The organism is Peribacillus sp. NPDC094092 (assembly GCF_050279365.1).
Classification (GTDB): domain Bacteria; phylum Bacillota; class Bacilli; order Bacillales; family DSM-1321; genus Peribacillus.
The window spans coordinates 1-17114 of sequence record NZ_JBNNUC010000008.1 but is presented as its reverse complement, the minus strand read 5'-3'; the positions used below and the strand labels follow the sequence as shown (position 1 = coordinate 17114).

The 17114-nt window shown below is 38.3% G+C and carries 14 protein-coding genes and 1 pseudogene; all 15 read left to right on the top strand.

The genetic code is table 11. The features are described 5' to 3' along the window. Window positions 1-29: 29 nt before the first annotated feature. The 15 genes and pseudogenes from ACQKNS_RS24780 (at window position 30) to ACQKNS_RS24710 (ending at window position 16370) form a co-directional block, all read left to right on the top strand. Complete coding sequence (locus ACQKNS_RS24780; protein WP_427645899.1) at window positions 30-797, top strand: response regulator transcription factor; 768 nt, start codon at window positions 30-32, stop codon at window positions 795-797. 32 nt (window positions 798-829) lie between these two features. Then, window positions 830-1888, top strand: a complete 1059-nt coding sequence (locus ACQKNS_RS24775) for an XdhC family protein (RefSeq protein ID WP_427645898.1) — start codon at window positions 830-832, stop codon at window positions 1886-1888. After that, the gene (locus ACQKNS_RS24770; RefSeq protein WP_427645897.1) at window positions 1875-2516 is read left to right on the top strand and encodes a nucleotidyltransferase family protein; all 642 of its coding nucleotides are present in this window, start codon (window positions 1875-1877) and stop codon (window positions 2514-2516) included. Before ACQKNS_RS24775 ends, ACQKNS_RS24770 begins: the two co-directional genes overlap by 14 nt. Next, complete coding sequence (locus ACQKNS_RS24765) at window positions 2497-4917, top strand: xanthine dehydrogenase family protein molybdopterin-binding subunit (RefSeq protein ID WP_427645896.1); 2421 nt, start codon at window positions 2497-2499, stop codon at window positions 4915-4917. The genes ACQKNS_RS24770 and ACQKNS_RS24765 overlap by 20 nt, the downstream gene beginning before the upstream one ends. A gap of 52 nt (window positions 4918-4969) precedes the next feature. Continuing rightward, the gene (locus tag ACQKNS_RS24760; protein ID WP_427645895.1) at window positions 4970-5845 is read left to right on the top strand and encodes an FAD binding domain-containing protein; all 876 of its coding nucleotides are present in this window, start codon (window positions 4970-4972) and stop codon (window positions 5843-5845) included. A gap of 4 nt (window positions 5846-5849) precedes the next feature. Then, window positions 5850-6335, top strand: coding sequence for a (2Fe-2S)-binding protein (locus ACQKNS_RS24755; RefSeq protein WP_427645894.1), 486 nt, complete (start codon window positions 5850-5852; stop codon window positions 6333-6335). A 21-nt stretch (window positions 6336-6356) separates the two neighbouring features. Further along, window positions 6357-7148 carry an enoyl-CoA hydratase/isomerase family protein gene (locus ACQKNS_RS24750; protein ID WP_427645893.1) on the top strand — a complete coding sequence of 264 codons (792 nt, stop codon included), beginning with the start codon at window positions 6357-6359 and terminating at the stop codon, window positions 7146-7148. Between the two features lie 480 nt (window positions 7149-7628). Next, window positions 7629-8063: a sigma 54-interacting transcriptional regulator gene (locus ACQKNS_RS24745; protein WP_427645976.1), complete on the top strand. Its 435-nt coding sequence runs from the start codon at window positions 7629-7631 to the stop codon at window positions 8061-8063. A 479-nt stretch (window positions 8064-8542) separates the two neighbouring features. Next, a complete protein-coding gene (locus ACQKNS_RS24740) occupies window positions 8543-10402 on the top strand; it encodes a sigma-54-dependent Fis family transcriptional regulator (protein WP_427645892.1) in 1860 nt (619 codons plus the stop codon). Window positions 10403-10608: 206 nt separating this feature from the next. Beyond that, window positions 10609-11007 (top strand): hypothetical protein, encoded by a 399-nt coding sequence (locus ACQKNS_RS24735; protein WP_427645891.1) that lies wholly within the window; start codon window positions 10609-10611, stop codon window positions 11005-11007. A 4-nt stretch (window positions 11008-11011) separates the two neighbouring features. Further along, window positions 11012-11875 carry an alpha/beta fold hydrolase gene (locus tag ACQKNS_RS24730; protein WP_427645890.1) on the top strand — a complete coding sequence of 288 codons (864 nt, stop codon included), beginning with the start codon at window positions 11012-11014 and terminating at the stop codon, window positions 11873-11875. A 74-nt stretch (window positions 11876-11949) separates the two neighbouring features. Continuing rightward, window positions 11950-12174 (top strand): annotated as a pseudogene (locus ACQKNS_RS24725) (aldehyde dehydrogenase family protein); the annotation flags it as partial. Window positions 12175-12611: 437 nt separating this feature from the next. Continuing rightward, a complete protein-coding gene (locus tag ACQKNS_RS24720; protein WP_427645889.1) occupies window positions 12612-14147 on the top strand; it encodes a spore germination protein in 1536 nt (511 codons plus the stop codon). A gap of 28 nt (window positions 14148-14175) precedes the next feature. Further along, window positions 14176-15255 (top strand): Ger(x)C family spore germination protein, encoded by a 1080-nt coding sequence (locus ACQKNS_RS24715; RefSeq protein WP_427645888.1) that lies wholly within the window; start codon window positions 14176-14178, stop codon window positions 15253-15255. Between the two features lie 26 nt (window positions 15256-15281). After that, on the top strand, window positions 15282-16370 hold the full coding sequence (locus ACQKNS_RS24710; RefSeq protein WP_427645887.1) for a GerAB/ArcD/ProY family transporter: 1089 nt from the start codon (window positions 15282-15284) through the stop codon (window positions 16368-16370). Window positions 16371-17114 lie beyond the last annotated feature (744 nt).

The following is a 17114-nucleotide window of genomic DNA, read 5'->3' as shown; positions in this document are numbered from 1 at the left end:
GGATTTATATAGAAGTAAAGAGGTGTCCTATGGCAGAGCTGCTAATTGTTGATACAGACCAAAGCTGTATAAGCAATATTCGTCATATTGTTGAAAATAGCGACTATAACTTTCTTCGTATCTATGAAGCTAATAACGCACAACGGGCTATGATGATGCTTAAACAATCCCGTCCAAGTGCGCTTATAATGGATGTTTCACTTCCGAACATGGATGGCATAGATTTTGGGAAAAACGTACTACTTATCTATCCAGACTTACCCATCATTGCAATTACAGGGTTAAAAATGTTTGAAATCGTCCAATCAGCCATTAATGCGGGTTTTTCAGCTTATTTATTGAAACCGCTTACTAAAAACCAGCTTTTGAACATATTCGATCGTGTTTTAAAACCAATAATTAAAATGGAAATAAGTCAGACGGTTAAAAATGAAGGTGAATTCGAATTAGATTTAAGAAAACCGATTCAAAGTGCCGTTCAATACATTCAGTTACATTACAATGAATGTCTAACTCTTAAAAATATTGCTGATAAGGTTTATTTAAGCCCCTCCTACTTTAGTAAATCTTTTAAGGAAGAAATAGGGATGACATTTGTAGAATACTTATCTTGGATTCGTGTTCAGAAGGCAAAAAATATGTTAAGGATGATTTCACTACCCATTGATGTTATTGCTAATAACACCGGTTTTGCAAATTCCAGTTACTTTGCAACAACTTTCAAGAAAATAGAAGGAAAAACTCCAACTCAGTATCGAGAGCATTTTTTCTGGGAAAGAAAAAAAGATTTTAATTGAAAAAAATATTTTTCACTTTGGGAGGTGTGGTTTTGATTACCATAATAAATGAGATGGACAGGTGTGTCAGAGAAAAGAAAAGAGGAATTCTGGCCACTGTCATACGTGCCGAAGGTTCAACCTACCAGAAAGAAGGGGCAAAATGTTTTTTTGCTGAAGATGGAGAGTTAATAGGCTTGTTAAGTGGAGGATGTGTGGAAGGTGATGTCCTTGAGCATGGAAAAGAAGTTTTACAGACAGGAAAACCCAAAAAAATCCATTACGATTTCAGGGGCGAAGAAGACCAAATTTGGGGCTTGGGTGTAGGGTGTAATGGAGCCCTTGAGATTTTTATAGAGCTATTTGATCCTGTTGGTCACCATGAAAGAAGCAAGTTAATGAGAGAGGCTTTTACAACAAGTCAGCCCATTATCATAGCAACCATAACTCGTGATGAAGAAGAATCTAAGATAGGTGAGAGGTGGGTTCACTCCAATTTACAAATTGGGAAACCAATGGATCTCAAGATGAAAGATAACAGTGAAGTCTTCTTTGAACATATTACGCCGGTTCCTACCCTATACATATTTGGTGCAGGACCAGATGCTGTTCCATTGGTGAAGACGGTTAAAAATTTAGGCTGGACTGTAAATGTATTAGATCACCGACCGGGCTTTGTAAATAAAAGAAATTTTCCCTTAGCTGATGAATTAATATGCTATGAACGAGACCACCCCACTTCCGTTCCATTAATTGAACATAGTTACGCTATTGTGATGAGCCACAATTTTACTCAAGACCAATTGGTTCTAAAAGCGTTGTTACATTCATCGGTACCCTATATCGGAGTGTTAGGACCAACAACCAGAACAAACCAATTGCTCCAACCGATAATGAACGGTTTAACTATTGATGAAGCACAGTTAAACCGTATTTATAGTCCTATAGGTCTTGATATTGGTGCAAAAACTCCTGAGGAAATTGCTATCAGTATTGCTGCAGAATTGGTTAATGTCCATCGTGGTGGTAATTCGATGCATTTAAAACAAACGAAGGGTAAGGAACTTTTGTATACCTCTAGAGATCATAGGAGAGTGATTGCTTATCAATGATAAGAATCATGAAGTCTGGGGGATCATTTTAGCTTCGGGCTTATCAACCAGAATGGGTACTCCAAAAATGCTTTTGCCCTATCAGCAAAGAACACTAGTTCTTCATGTCATCGAAACGTGTTTACACTCAGTACTTGATGGGGTGGTTGTTGTGATAAATCCAAAAGTGAATGGGTTGGTAGAGGCGGTATCTGTACCTGGTATAAAACAAGTGGTAGAGAATCATGATTCACATTTAGGTATGTCTACATCGATTAAAGCCGGACTGGAAGCTTTACCCCAACAAGTAGAGGCCATGGTTATTCTTTTAGGCGATCAGCCTGAAATGGATGAAGGCTCAATTAACAGAATTGTTGAAACCTACCAAGTAAAGAACAGGCCATCCATCGTTCAGTCGGTTTTTTTAAACAACGAGAAGGGGCATCCTGTTTTATTCAAACGAGATATGTTTCATCATCTTTTACAGGTAGAAGGAGATAGTGGTGGAAAGTCCGTCATTCAAAAGTTTAGCAGGGAAGTTGTATATGCACCAATGAATCAGCCCATTATTCCGGATGTTGACACAATAGACGACTATCAAAGACTGATTAAAAAGAGGGGGGTTGTACATGACAAAGGTAATAGGTAAGTCTGCTACGAGGGTGGAGGACAAACGGCTACTAACCGGTCAAGGAACTTATATTGATGATCTTGGTAACACAACAAATACAGGCTATGCGGCAATTTTACGTAGTCCACATCCTCATGCTCATATAATATCCATAGACCGAACCGAAGCGGTAAAAATGCAGGGAGTAAAGGGAGTAGTAACCGGTCAAGACATAAAAGACCAAGTAAAACCATTTAGTGTTGGGGTTACGGCACCAGTTAAGTATTTTCCTCTTGCTATCGAAAAGGTGAGGTATGTTGGGGAGCCCGTTGCTATTGTAGTTGCCAAGGATCGTTATACTGCCGAAGACGCAATGGAAAAGATAAAAGTTTCTTATAAACAGTTACCAGCCATTGTAGATATTGAGAAAACGATACAAGAGGATGCACCGATCTTACATGAAAATGTTGGGTCGAATATTGCCAATCATCGTCAATTCCATTATGGAGATGTAGACAAAGCCTTTAAAGAAGCAGATCATATCGTCAAGCATAAATATAAGTTTCCGAAATATACGGCAACCCCTGTTGAAACATATGGTGTGGTTGCAAACTATGATTCTGCTCATAATCAGTATAATGTTCATGCTAATTTTCATGGACCCTTTATTATTCAGGCAATCATGGCTCAATCCTTACAAGTCCCCAGCAATAAATTAAGACTGATCATTCCAAAGGATATAGGGGGAAGTTATGGAATAAAGGCAGGGCTTTTCCCATATATCGTTCTTTGTTCCATCACAAGTAAACTTCTCGGCTGTCCAGTTAAATGGATAGAAGATCGACAGGAACATCTTTCATCAAGTGCGAGCGGAACAGATCGCGTGACCTACATTGAAGCCGCCGTCAAAAATGATGGCAAGGTCACCGGTTTAAGAATGAAATTGATGGATAATGTTGGTGCTTATATTCGCGCACCAGAACCAGCCTGCTTATACCGTAACCATGCCAACTCAACCGGGGCATACGATATACCAAATTTAAATATTGAAGCGTTTGCAGTCATGACAAACAAGTCACCTACCGGGTTAATCCGTGGTTACGGGGGACAGGAGCATTACTTTGCCCTCGAAAGAATTATGCAGCTTATTGCAAAAGAACTTTCTTTGGACCATTCTGAAGTGATTAGAAAAAACCTGATTAAAAAACAACAATTTCCATTCACAACAGCTTCGGGTGGAATTTACGACAGCGGGGATTATGAGAATTCATTTGAACTCGCCCTTTTAACGGGGAAATATGAGAACTTTAGAAAAAAACAAGCAGAAGCGCGTAAAAATGGAAAAATTTTAGGCGTCGGCCTTGCATGTATCGTCGAACCATCCGGATCAAATATGGGATATATCACAGTTGCCTTAACACCAGAAGAAAGAGCGAAATCCTTACCGAAATCAGGTGCATCTGAAGCGGCTACTGTTTCAATGGATCCATTAGGAAGTGTAAACGTGAGAATTAGCACTGCACCAACAGGTCAAGGGCACGAAACCGTGGCAGCCCAAATTGTATCTGAAGTTTTAGGGATACCAAGGGAACAAATAAATATAATCGCTGAACTTGATACAGCGACCAGTCCTTGGTCCATCGCTTCAGGAAGCTATTCAAGTCGATTTGCCTCTTTAGGTTCAAGCGCTATTTATTATGCAGCCCAAAAGGTAAGGAAAAAACTTTTTAACATTACTTCCTCTCAACTTGGTGTAGACGTCTCCGAGCTCGAGCTGGGGGAGGGTTTCATCTACGTAAGGGATAATCCTGCTAAAAAGTTTCCTATCAAGCGCATTGCAGGTCTAGCACATTGGAATCCGCTTGCATTACCTGAAGGAATGGAACCAGGAATTCATGAAACTCATTATTATACACCTCAGGCTGCAGAACCACCGGATGATAACGACCTGATCAATTCCTCTGTCACATACGGATTTGTTGCGGATATGGTGACCGTGGAAATTGATCCGGATACAGCAGAAGTGAAAATAATAGATTATTTCACCGTTCATGATGCCGGAAAGATTTTAAATCCATTGATTGCAGATGGACAAATCATGGGTGGTCTGGCTCATGGTGTTGGTGGCGCTTTATACGAGGAATTAACTTATGACAAGAATGGTCAGTTCTTAACAGGGTCATTTATGGATTATTTATGCCCAACTGCTCCGGAAATCCCTAATGTAACGATTAAACATACGGAGTCTCCATCCCCTCTTACTCCATTAGGAGCCAAAGGCTTGGGTGAAGGGAATACCATGAGTGCACCGGTGGCGATTGCCAATGCCGTAAGTGATGCCTTAGCCCATTTAGATATTATGATCGATGAGCTACCATTAAGTCCTAATCGCATTTGGAAGCTACTCAATGAGGCAAAGGAAAAAGTGACAGCTCCTTAAAACGAATTTTCTGAATCTCATAAAAATAGGATTGCCGAAGGGGAGGGGAAATATGAAACCACCAAAGTTTGAATACTATAAACCTACCACACTGAATGAAGCATTGAATCTTTTAGAAGAAGCCGGTGAAGATGGAAAGATCATTGCTGGTGGGCAAAGCTTAGTTCCCATTATGAATATGCGCCTTGCATCACCCAAGTGCTTAATTGATATAAATGGTTTAACAGAACTAGATTATATTAAAAATGATGAAAATCAAAATCTACTTCAAATAGGAACTTTAACAAGACAAAGTAAAGTAGAAGAATCTGAAATGGTAGCCAATACCTGCGGTCTATTAACCGAAGCAATTACCCAAATTGGACATGTGCAAACAAGGAATAGGGGAACTATAGGGGGAAGCATTGTTCATGCCGATCCAAGTGCCGAGCTCCCACTTGCCTTGCTAACACTGAACGGTTCAGTGCAAATTGCATCAAAGGATGAGGTTCGAAACGTTAGTGCAGAAGATTTCTTTGTTACTTATTTGACGACAGATATTATGCCTACAGAAATCTTAACGGAGATTAATATTCCAATCATTGGAGGTAGACGAGGGTATTCGTTTCAGGAAATTGCCAGGAGGCATGGGGACTTCGCGTTAGTTGCTGCTTCTTGCTATATGACAGTTGATGATCATGACAAGATTTCATCCATAAGATTAGCCCTTGGCGGAGTTGAGGCCATTCCGTTGTTAATAGAGGATGCAGAAGACTTCATGATAGGGGAAACACTGTCCGATTCTTTGTTAGGAAAAATAGTTGAAAGCGTAGAATTAGCAGTTGAGCCCGAATCAGATCTTCATGCTTCAGCAGATTATCGGACACATCTTGCTAAAGTTTTAACGAAGCGTACGTTAACACAAGCCTATGAAAGGGCAAGGAGGTAGAGAAATGGGACGTCATCAAGTCGAAGTAACTATTAATGGCAAAGTCTATCAAGAAGAAGTGGAATCACGAATGCTGTTAAGTGATTTTATCCGAGATGTATGCGGCCTGACTGGAACACATGTTGGATGTGAACACGGTGTTTGTGGTGCTTGTACCGTACACGTAAATGGCACAGCTGTGAGAAGTTGTCTCATGTTTGCTGTACAAATAGATGGGGACGAAATTAAAACCGTTGAAGGGTTGGCGAATAATGGTGATTTGACAGATCTACAGAAAAACTTTGTCGAATGCCACGGTCTTCAATGTGGATTTTGTACACCAGGTATCTTAATGTCTACAACAGATTATCTTGAAAAAAAGCCAAATCCCTCTACCAAGGAAATCAAAGAAATGCTTTCTGGTCACTTATGCCGCTGCACGGGGTATGACGGTATCATTAATGCCATCGAGAAAACGATTGTTAATAAAAAAACTGCGATCTCATCTTAAATAGAAAAGGGGAAATAACATATGACTATAGCAGAACAAACGTATGACCATATTCGGGTAGAGAAAAATGCAGAAAAGCAAACGGCAACAATCGTGTTCGATCGTCCAGAGAAAATGAATTATATCAGTATGCTCGGCAGAGAACAGCTGACAGAGATTTTTGATGGTTTGAATCAAGATGATGAAGTGCGTGTCATTATCCTCAAAGGAGCAGGAGATGTATGCTTCAGTGCAGGAGGAAGCATCCCAGAATTTATGGCGACCCATCAAGAAAAGCTTTCCCATTTAGCCGAAAACGTGGCTGCCCCTGAACGATCTCCAAAACCTGTCATCGCTCAGCTGCAGGGGTATACGTTCGGTGTAGGCCTAGAACTTGCGATGGCCTGTGATTTCAGGATTGCACGGGAAGATACCCTGCTTGCCCTTCCAGAAATGAACCTAGGAATGATTCCTGGGAGTGGAGGTACACAGAGAATTGCAAAGATTGTGGGCTTAACAAGAGCAAAGGACATGATCATGCGTGCCAGAAAAATACCTGCAAATGAAGCGTATCAATGGGGCCTATTAACACAAGTAGTGTCCAAAGGGGACCTTCAGCAAACAGTGGATTCGTTAGTTGAGGAGCTTGTTCAATTTTCTCCGCTTGCTCAGCGTGTTGCAAAAGAAGTGTTGAACGCTTCTGAAGAAAGTCCGCTGGGAGTCGGATTGAAAATGGAAGGGAAAGCCTACGGCCTCCTTCGCACAACAGAAGACTTTAAAGAAGGCGTAGAAGCGTTCGTAGAAAAGAGAAAACCTATTTTTAAAGGAAAGTAAATAAAGGATAGTAAGTCGACTGAGGTGTTGAGAAACCACTGAATCCGTTCTTTCCCAGCTTGTAGAGAAAGCGTGGTATTACTCTCTCTACAATCTTTTTTTGTTTTGACTTCCTTACAAGGACTTACACCTTTGGATAATTTAAAATACTCAAGAAGAAAAATCCTCTATCCTTAGTTGACCAATGAACTATCGAATGATATACAGTTATACCTATTTGAATTGTAATAATATTATTGTTTTAAGAGGTAGTTTACTCTACTGATATTATTCACGATGGTGTTTATTAGGTTAATTTTCATATCCGTCCTCATATATAAGAGCTTCATTTCTAACACATCTATTTAACAAGAAACAATTCCAAATATCCTTAATCTGTTCGAAAAGAATGAAAAAAGGTGATATACATGAACTGGTTAGATCGTATTGAACAAAATGATCTGTCGTTCAAAGTGTAGATCCTTTCTGGAAAGCGGCTGAATACTTGATGGGAAGCCAGGATTATTTGAACTTGCTGATCATGGAACCTTATTTTTGGATGAAATCGAGGAGTTTCCCTTATATCTTCAGGCAAAACTTTTAAGTGTGCTACAAGACCAGCAGTTTACCCGGGTCGGTGGAAAGAAGGTGATTCAGGTCAATGTAAGAATTGTGGCAGCGACCAATAGGGATTTAGAATCTATGGTCCTGAGAGGAGAATTTCGAGAATACCTATATTACCGATTGAATGTCATCTCTATCCAGACTCCAGCATTGAGGGAAAGGAAAGATGACATCTCCTTGTTAATCGGTCATTTTCTCCATAATTTTAATGAGGAATATAATAAGAATAAATCATTTACGATGGATGCTAAGGATTCTTTGCGCATATCACTGGCCAGGCAACATCCTAGAATTGTCAAATATTACAGATGACTTGTCCTAACCACTAAAAACGATGCAATAGAACCGAAGGATTTGCCTATTGCAAACCAACATACGGGAGTCAGTCTATCAATGCTCTTAAGAAATGAGGACACCAAAAGTAACTTATTCAAGTCTGTGGAGAAAAAGCTAATCGAGAGCATGATCCAGCAGGAAGGTCGTATTCGCAAGGCTGCAAGGTGTTGGACGTTTCGCATACGACCTTAATCCGCAAAAATAACGTCTCCTCAAAGGGGGTAAGTCTCATCTTCTCCTGGATCTAAGACGGAAAAGATAGTCGTTGTACACTCTCAGCTAGATGAAAGCGTACTCTCTGCGAGTCACTTTCTTAATTGAGGAACTTGCCCCCCTTGACGCTAATTACCATCAATGATGTAGAGAAAATAATAATGAATAAGTTTGATAAACACCAGGGATATTCATGTAAGAATGCATATCAACGAAATTCAGTTTTGAGGAGGGGAACTATTATGGCTGACGAGCAATGGAGGCAGTTTGTTCTTGATGGGAACACCGACATCAACGTACGAAAAGAAGTTTTGGAATCGTGGAATAGGTGTAAACAGATGGGTGTTTCTCATGAGAGGGAAAATGTTTTTTCTCCTATTTCACAAAGCGATCTTGTAGGAAGACGACAGAAAAACCTCGACCTGATTAATGCAGCGTTGCCAGTTATGAGGGATTTTTGTAAGCGCTTAAAAGGAGGAGGATATCTTCTTTTACTTGCAGATGCAGAAGGATACTTAGTGGAAATGATGGCTGATCACAAATCTCAAAAAATAGCCGACCAGTGTGGAATGTCTGTAGGTGCACGATGGATGGAAGAAAACGTTGGTTCAACAGGGCTATCAATTGCGCTTAGAACACGCACTGCCATGGCTACTTCAGGGAATGAGCATTACTGTTTAGCCCTTCGCGTTTGGGATTGTTCTGCTTGTCCTATTTTTGTTGATGGAGAATACATAGGGGCCTTTGACGTTTGCCGTATGGGTCCTAATAATGATTTGAGAGAGTTATATACACTGGCATTTGCTGGTGCTCATGTTATTAGTGAAAGATACCGGTTTCATAAAGCAGAAATCAAAGAGCAAGTTCTATCACACGTATTAACTGAATATGTTCATAATTTCAACCCCAACACAGGTATTATATCGTTTGATAAACAAGGTATAGAGTTATACAAAAACAAGCCTGCTCATGACTTTTTAAAGTTGTGGGAAGAAAACCACGGTCATTCGGAATCAAGTAAAAAAATGATATTGAGTGGCGTTGAAAAAGGTTCAGTTTCAACCGAAATTGAAGTGAATGAGAAGAAGTTTTTCATCCATTCAGAAGAAATAGTGAAGCGAGGTAAACCATTAGCCAACGTCCTATTTATACATTCCCAAACTAAGGAAACCCTACCAAAAGGTAAAATCAATCAAGATTACTTTGCCTTTTACACTAAAAATACAGCTTTCCAGAAGACCATACAAACAGCAATAAAGGTTTCAAGAAGTGATGCAAGTATTCTTATACAGGGGGAAAGTGGAGTCGGGAAAGACTTTATGGCTCGCTTTATTCACAAGCAAAGCGAAAGAAGGGACCAACCTTACACTGCGATTAATTGTGCAGCCTTGCCTCGAGAACTAATTACTACAGAGTTGTTTGGTTATGAAGGCGGAGCCTTTACAGGTGCAAAACATAAAGGGAGTCAAGGGAAAATTGAAGCGTCGGACAAAGGAACCATATTCTTAGATGAAATAGCAGATTTACCACTTGATTTACAGGCTACTCTTCTTAGAACTTTAGAAGAAAAACAAGTGGTAAGAGTAGGAGGTACTACACCGATACCAGTTGATGTACGTTTTTTAGCTGCTACAAATAAAAATATTAAAGAACTAATTGAAAAAGGAGAATTTCGAGAGGATCTCTATTATCGGTTAAACGTTTTTAATATAAAAATCCCTCCTTTAAGAGAACGAATTGAAGACGTGGAAAGCATCTTGAATACAATGTTAGGTGAAGCTTGTGAAAAAGCACAACGAAAAACAATCTCTTTCACTCCAGAAGTAATGAATATATTCGAACAACATACATGGCCAGGGAATTTAAGAGAGATGAGGAACGTAATTGAGCGAATGGTTTATCTACATGATGAAGATCACTTAGATTTATTTCATGCACATGAGTTTTTAGGATTGGATCAATCAATAGATAAAATAAGTGAACGTGAATATCTCTCTATCATTCTCAATAAAGCCAACGGTAATCGTGCCCAAGCTGCGAGGGAAATGGGTATCTCCCGCAGTGCTCTTTATCGGAAAATCCAAAAATATAACGTCGAATAAAGTATATATAACTGTTCGTCTGTCCGAACACAGACCGGTCAAATGTACATTTTTAAGATGGGAATCATCAAGCTCATGAAGTAAAAGCCCATTGCAGACTCCGTTTTCACTTTATTTTAAACGTCTAATTAATTGGCACGGTTCTTGCAATATATCAAGTTGAGGACCATGTCCCAATAAAACAAGTAAAGGGAGGCTAATAAAATATGCAAGTAGGATCAAAAGAATGGATGGGAAATTTCCAGGAAGCCGTAAACACGGATCAAGAGTTAAATGTAATAGGAAAATATTGCGTTACAGACTTACTCTTGCAAATCGGTGCAAAGGAATACATAGTCCAAATTAAGCAAGGTAAACTGACTAACTTCTTTGAAAAGGAAGCGTTAGACGGATGGAGTTTTGCGATTAGAGGTACTTTAGAAGCTTGGGAAAAATTCACGCAGCCAATACCACCTCCAATGTTCCATGAATTATTCGCAGCAGTCTTTCAAGGGAATTTGCAGCTGGAAGGAAATCTCAAGGAACTGTATGCCAATTTGAGGTACATGATCCGTTTCCTAAATGTTACTCGAGAAGTAAAAAACACGTTAGTTAAAGGAGTGTAATATGATGGGTAAATTTTCTTCTGTTAAAGGTCAATATGTTTATGTTGAAGTAGATGGCATTGAGCACAAGGTTTATTTTGAGGAAAATGGACAAGGTATCCCATTAGTTTGTCAGCATACAGCTGGGGCTGACAGCAGACAATGGCGAAACTTACTTGAAGATTCAAACATTACACAGAATTTTAGGGTGATAGCTTATGATTTACCAAGACACGGTAAATCAGATCCCCCTCATGGTGTGGAATGGTGGAAAGAAGAATACAAGCTTACAACAGATTTTTACCTTCAATTTGTTCTTAATTTCTGTGAGGCTTTGGAGTTAGAAAATCCTATTTTTATGGGAAGCTCTTTTGGCGGACATGCTGCGCTTCAGTTGGCACTTGAGTATCCTGAGTACTTCCGAGCCACCATACCTGTTGAGGGATCCGACCATACACCTGGATTTTATCAGGAATGGTGGAATCATCCTCACACTCACGGTGGAGAAGTTTGTGGATCAGGAGTCTGGGGACTCATGGCTCCACAAAGCCCAGAAAAAGATCGTCGTTTAACATCGTGGTACTATAGCCAAGGGGCTCCAGGTGTATTTAAAGGAGACCTATATTTTTATAGTGTAGATCATGATTTACGTGGGAAGCTCCATCAAATTGATACGAATAAATGTCCAGTATATATGCTGACAGGAGAATATGACTATCTTTCAACACCTGAAGACTCTAAACGTACGGCTGAACAAATACCAGGAGCCAAGTTTGTAGAAATGAAAGGGATTGGTCATTTCCCAATGAGTGAAAACCATGAGATATTTGTTAAATACTTGGAAGAAGTTCTTCAAGATATCTTAACAAAAGAAAAAACATCAGTATAAAAAATAAAAATAAAGAGACCATCACAAGGTCTGTTTCAAACGAATCATGACATCCTACAGGGGAGACGAAAAGTCTCTCCTGTTATTTTTTCTGCCCTTGCTGTAAAAGGCGCAACATTGGACGTGCGTTTCGTGTAAGTTTGGACTTGGAATACGGGATCGTTGTTGTAAATGATGGCACTCCGTTTGTTGCACAGGCACCATTTGGTGGATTTAAAGAAAGCGGACTAGGACGTGAAGGCGGCCATTATGGTATTGAGGAGTTTTTGGAAGTGAAATACATTTCCATCGCCATTTAATCGAACATTCTACTTACGCCGTTGGGGTGAGAAAACTTCGGTTCTGTAGACATAAGAAGAAATAGAATAAGGAGCACGCAACAGCCCGCTCCTTTTCAACGTATTAGGTTCTGGAGTGAAATAAATTCGATAGAAACATAACTTGTATTGTAGTTGTTATCTTGAGATTCATGAAGCAATTCCAATTAAATTATATATGAATTTGACTTTATTTTAGGAAGTCTTCAAACCCAAGTTTTTTTGCTGTCCTACTCTACCCCTACAGGGATTATTCTTTTAGGATCATGGTCCTTTGCTTACTCTAAGCTATATTTATATTATGTAAACTGGAGAGGATAAAGTTTTCACTTAGTTTAAAACGGATTTACATAAATATGGGGATGCCTTTACATAATAATAGAAGGATATGAATTCTTTTGTAATAGGGAGGTGATTAGATGTTCTTCAAAAAACGAAAGAGTAGAAATAATAAAGACAAACAGGCCGTGACTGAGAATTCACAAGATATTGGCCAGCTGTTTGCTAAAGTTAAAAAATCCAGTGATTTCAAACAATTTCCACTTACGGATGAATCGGGACATTTAATCATTTCTTACTACAATACACTGATCGATCAACAACAACTCCAACTGAAAATTTTACTGATTTTCCGTGAGACTCCTTTTAAACTAGACAGGCTAGAGAAAATTGATGACATAAAGAAAATCATCGCAATAGAAGATATTGTAATAACGGATAATGGGAACGAAGCTGAATCAAAGTTACTTAAGGGGTATGCGATCCTTCAAATGAAGGAAAATGATCAACGGGTTGCTTTAATTCTCTTATCTAATGATAAAGCTGGATTACGTGAACAAAATAACGTTGAAAATGAGTTTAGTGTGGTGGGGCCACAAATTGGGTTTCTTGAGAATATTGATGTAAATATACATTTATTAAGACAACAAATAAATACAACTGATTTAATTACGAAGGAAGTAAACATTGGTTCTACTTCAAATACTCGAGTTATTATTGCTTATATTGATGGGATTACAAGTGAGCAGCATGTTAATACCATGACCCAACGGCTTCAAGATATTGATTTTGATGTCATTTTTGATACTGCTCTGCTGCATCAATTTATAGAAGATAATTCCCTTACACCGTTTCCTTTGCTTCTGCCAACTGAACGTGTGGATAGGGCGGTTCAATCTCTTATTAACGGACAAGTAGCTGTTTTAAGTAGTGGGTCGCCATATGTCATTACAGGTCCTTCTACGATCATTGATTATTTTATTTCACCTGAAGATTACTTTCTCCCATGGATTCTTGGATCTTTTTTTCGTTTAATACGGGTATTCAGTGTCCTTTTCTCCATTTTTGGAACATCTATTTATATAGCCGTTATTACTTACCATTACGAGATGATTCCAAACGATTTATTCGGTTCACTAAGTATTTCTCGTTATAATGTCCCGTTTCCGCCGGTATTAGAGGTGATTTTTCTGGAATTCACGATTGAACTATTACGTGAAGCGGGAGTCCGGTTACCTACAAAGGTAGGACAAACATTGGGAATAGTGGGCGGTATTGTTATCGGCCAAGCGTCAGTTGAGGCGTCCCTTACAAGTAATGTCTTACTCATTATAGTCGCCTTATCTGCCTTAGCATCCTTTACTACCCCCATTTATAAAATGTCGAACACTATACGTTTTTTACGTTTTCCTTTAATTCTCTTCGCATCCATTTGGGGGGGGCTAGGTATCGTTATCGGGATTGCCTTTTTAATCATTCACCTTACACGGTTAGAATCTTTAGGAACACCCTATACCGTTCCATTTTATCCATTTAGGCCTGAGGATTTAACGGACAGCCTGATCCGTTCCCCTTATAGTAAAACATCCAAAAGGCCAAATTATTTACGTCCTAAATCAATTTGGAGATACCACCCACATAATCACCAAAAAAAGAAAAGTGATTTTGATGAATAATCAGGAAAGGATCATAAAGGTGAAGTAAATGAAATTATGCTTTCTGTTAACTTTTAGCTTAACTTTCCTTTTATCAGGGTGTGGTATACATGAGAGGATCATTGATGAAGTTCAGATAATTGAAGCTCTAGGATATGATCGGGAAGAAGGCAAAGTTAAAGGAATTGCCATTTATCCTACTTTCGCAGAGAAGGGAAATGTCAAATTGAAGATTTATAAAACCGTGTCTGATTCATATGAAGACATACTCCCGAGAATGAATGCAAAATCAGCTTATCCTATTGAGACAGGAAAATTAGATTTTTTGTTGTTCGGCAAGGAATACGCCACACAAGGGATTGAAGATGTTATCACTAATTTTGCCCGAAATCCAAATACAGCGAGTCGAATGCAGTTGGGCATTGCTGAAAACACAGCCGAAGATATACTTCAATCAAGTAAACATGTGAATCTTTCATTCCATTTAAGTGAAAAAATCAATCAAAACATTGAAAGTGGTAATTTGCCAAAAATGAATCTGCACATGTTTTTGAACAATTTTCATCAAGAAGGGAGGGATCAAATTTTACCTTACTTTATCCTAGAGGAAAATCAAATTAAAATTGACGGGTTAGCTTTATTAAAAAACGGAAAGTACATAAATCATATTAATTTAAGACAGTCCTTAATTCTAAAAACATTAATTGATGGGTCTCAAAATGGACAATATAAAACCAAAATCACGCAAAATAAAAAGGAAGGTTTTATTCTCTTGAAAAACCTGGATGCAAAAACTACATATACGGTTGAGAAAAGCGAAGGCATTCCGAGTATATTCATCGATTTAACCATCCATGCAGAGATTGAAAAAGCATCATCCTGGTTTGATTTGAAAAAAGATAAAGATATTGTAAAATTGGAACGAATTTTAAGCGAACATTTTAAGGAAGAGGTCCAACGTTTAATTTCACTGGCACAAGGATACAATGTAGATCCCATTGGGCTGGGAGAAAAAGTTAGAGCAAACTCAAGAAATTGGGACTATCAACGGTTTATGGAGATATACCCAGAAGTAAAAACCACTGTACACACAAATATTGACATCCTAAATACAGGTATTGAAGAGTAAGTTTGTATGATAAGAGGAGGAGCCACGTGAAATCATTATTAGACGAACGACATTTAGTATCTTCCTTTTACGTTTTCTTTCTGATTTACACGAATATTATTGGCATAGGAATCATGAGTTTTCAACGAGATATAACGAAGGATGCAGGTTATGATGCATGGATTTCCATCATTTTATCAAGTATAAGCATTCATATACTTGTTTGGATGATCTATCGTATTCTTGGAATTGCTAATAATGATGTCATACATGTTCACAAATTTTGCTTTGGAAAATGGATTGGCGGACTGCTCAACATTTTTGTGATTTTCTACTTTCTTATATTAGCGTTAATTGTTTTCCGTGTTTACATTGAAGTTGTTCAAGTTTGGCTGTTTCCCTTAATGAAGACCTGGCTAATAAGCCTCATTCTTCTAGTCCTCATTTATTACGTTGTATCCGGTGGATTCCGCGTGATTACTGGAATGTGTTTCTGGGGAACTGTCATACCTTTTATTATCCTGTTTCCCCTTAATTTTTTTTCATTGGAATTTGCCAATTTTCACAATTTATTACCCGTCTTTAACCACTCTGTGAAGGAAATCGTATCATCCTCTAAAGCTATGTTGTTTCAGTATGTTGGCTTTGAGACCTTATTCATGTTCTACCCATTCATAAAATATCCAGACAAATCACAAAAATGGGCCCATTTTGGACTTTTGTTCTCAAGCTTACTTTATCTAATGGTAGCACTCATCACATTTGTTTTCTTTAGTGAAGGACAATTAACCCATACAATATGGCCAACATTAGATCAAATGAAAATTGCAAAATTCCCTCTAATAGAAAGAGTCGAATTTATCGTTGTTTCGATTTGGTTACTTCTCATATTACCCAATGTCAGTGTGAAAATATGGGCAGGTTGTCGTGCTATTAAGAAAGTAATAAATGTGAAACAACGTATAAGTTTGTTCATTGTACTTGTCCTATTCTTTATTATAGCTAATGTGCTCAAAGAGAGGAGTCAAATAGAGCGATTGAATGAAATGTATTCAAACATTGCTTTTTACTTTGTGTATCTATATATCCCTTTTCTCTTTTTGTACATTCATATTAAGCATAAAATAACTAAGTAGGATAGAAAGCTTCTAGAAACTTATAATACAAACTGGGCAGATTGTTTTGTAAGGATTCAACAGAAAAGTTCAGCAGTTGCATTTGGGAAGGTGAACATTCCAAATCACAGAAATTACAATGGGTGATCCTAAACTAAGTGAGGTTTTAGTTCGCCTTATTGTGTCGGGGATTTGTCACACTGATTTTCAAACACAAATCAAGCTTTCCATAATATATTTCTCCATTGGTATTTGTAAATTTAGGTATCATAACGCATTTTGGTGGTTGAAGTTAATTAGGGGATTTGTAGGAATGGGAGTAAGTAGGAGAGGTGCAATTATATTTGGAATAAGCGAAGAATCTTAGTTTTAATATTAATTACAGATTTAAATAAGAAAAGAAAATTGAAGAGAACCATTTGCTTAATTAATGATGTGTACTTCTTAAACTAATGAGTGCGATACTTTAATAAGAGGTATCGTATTTTCTATCTGTGGTGAAGCGCTGATATTGGCGCTTCATGGATTGCTAACGGGCGTTATCTGAAGATCAGAGCTGTCTTTAAGGCAGCTTTTTCTTTATGCAACTGATATGAACGAAACTGTCAACCCACCACACCCAAATGTTTTAAATGGTGTTACATTCAGCAATGAATAGAGTTATTCCTTGTCAACTTATAAACCAAATATCCTTTCGGATTTAGCTTGTCAAGGGCGCATTTTCCCTTGATAAGCTAAATCCGAAATGGATACCATCCTAAAAGT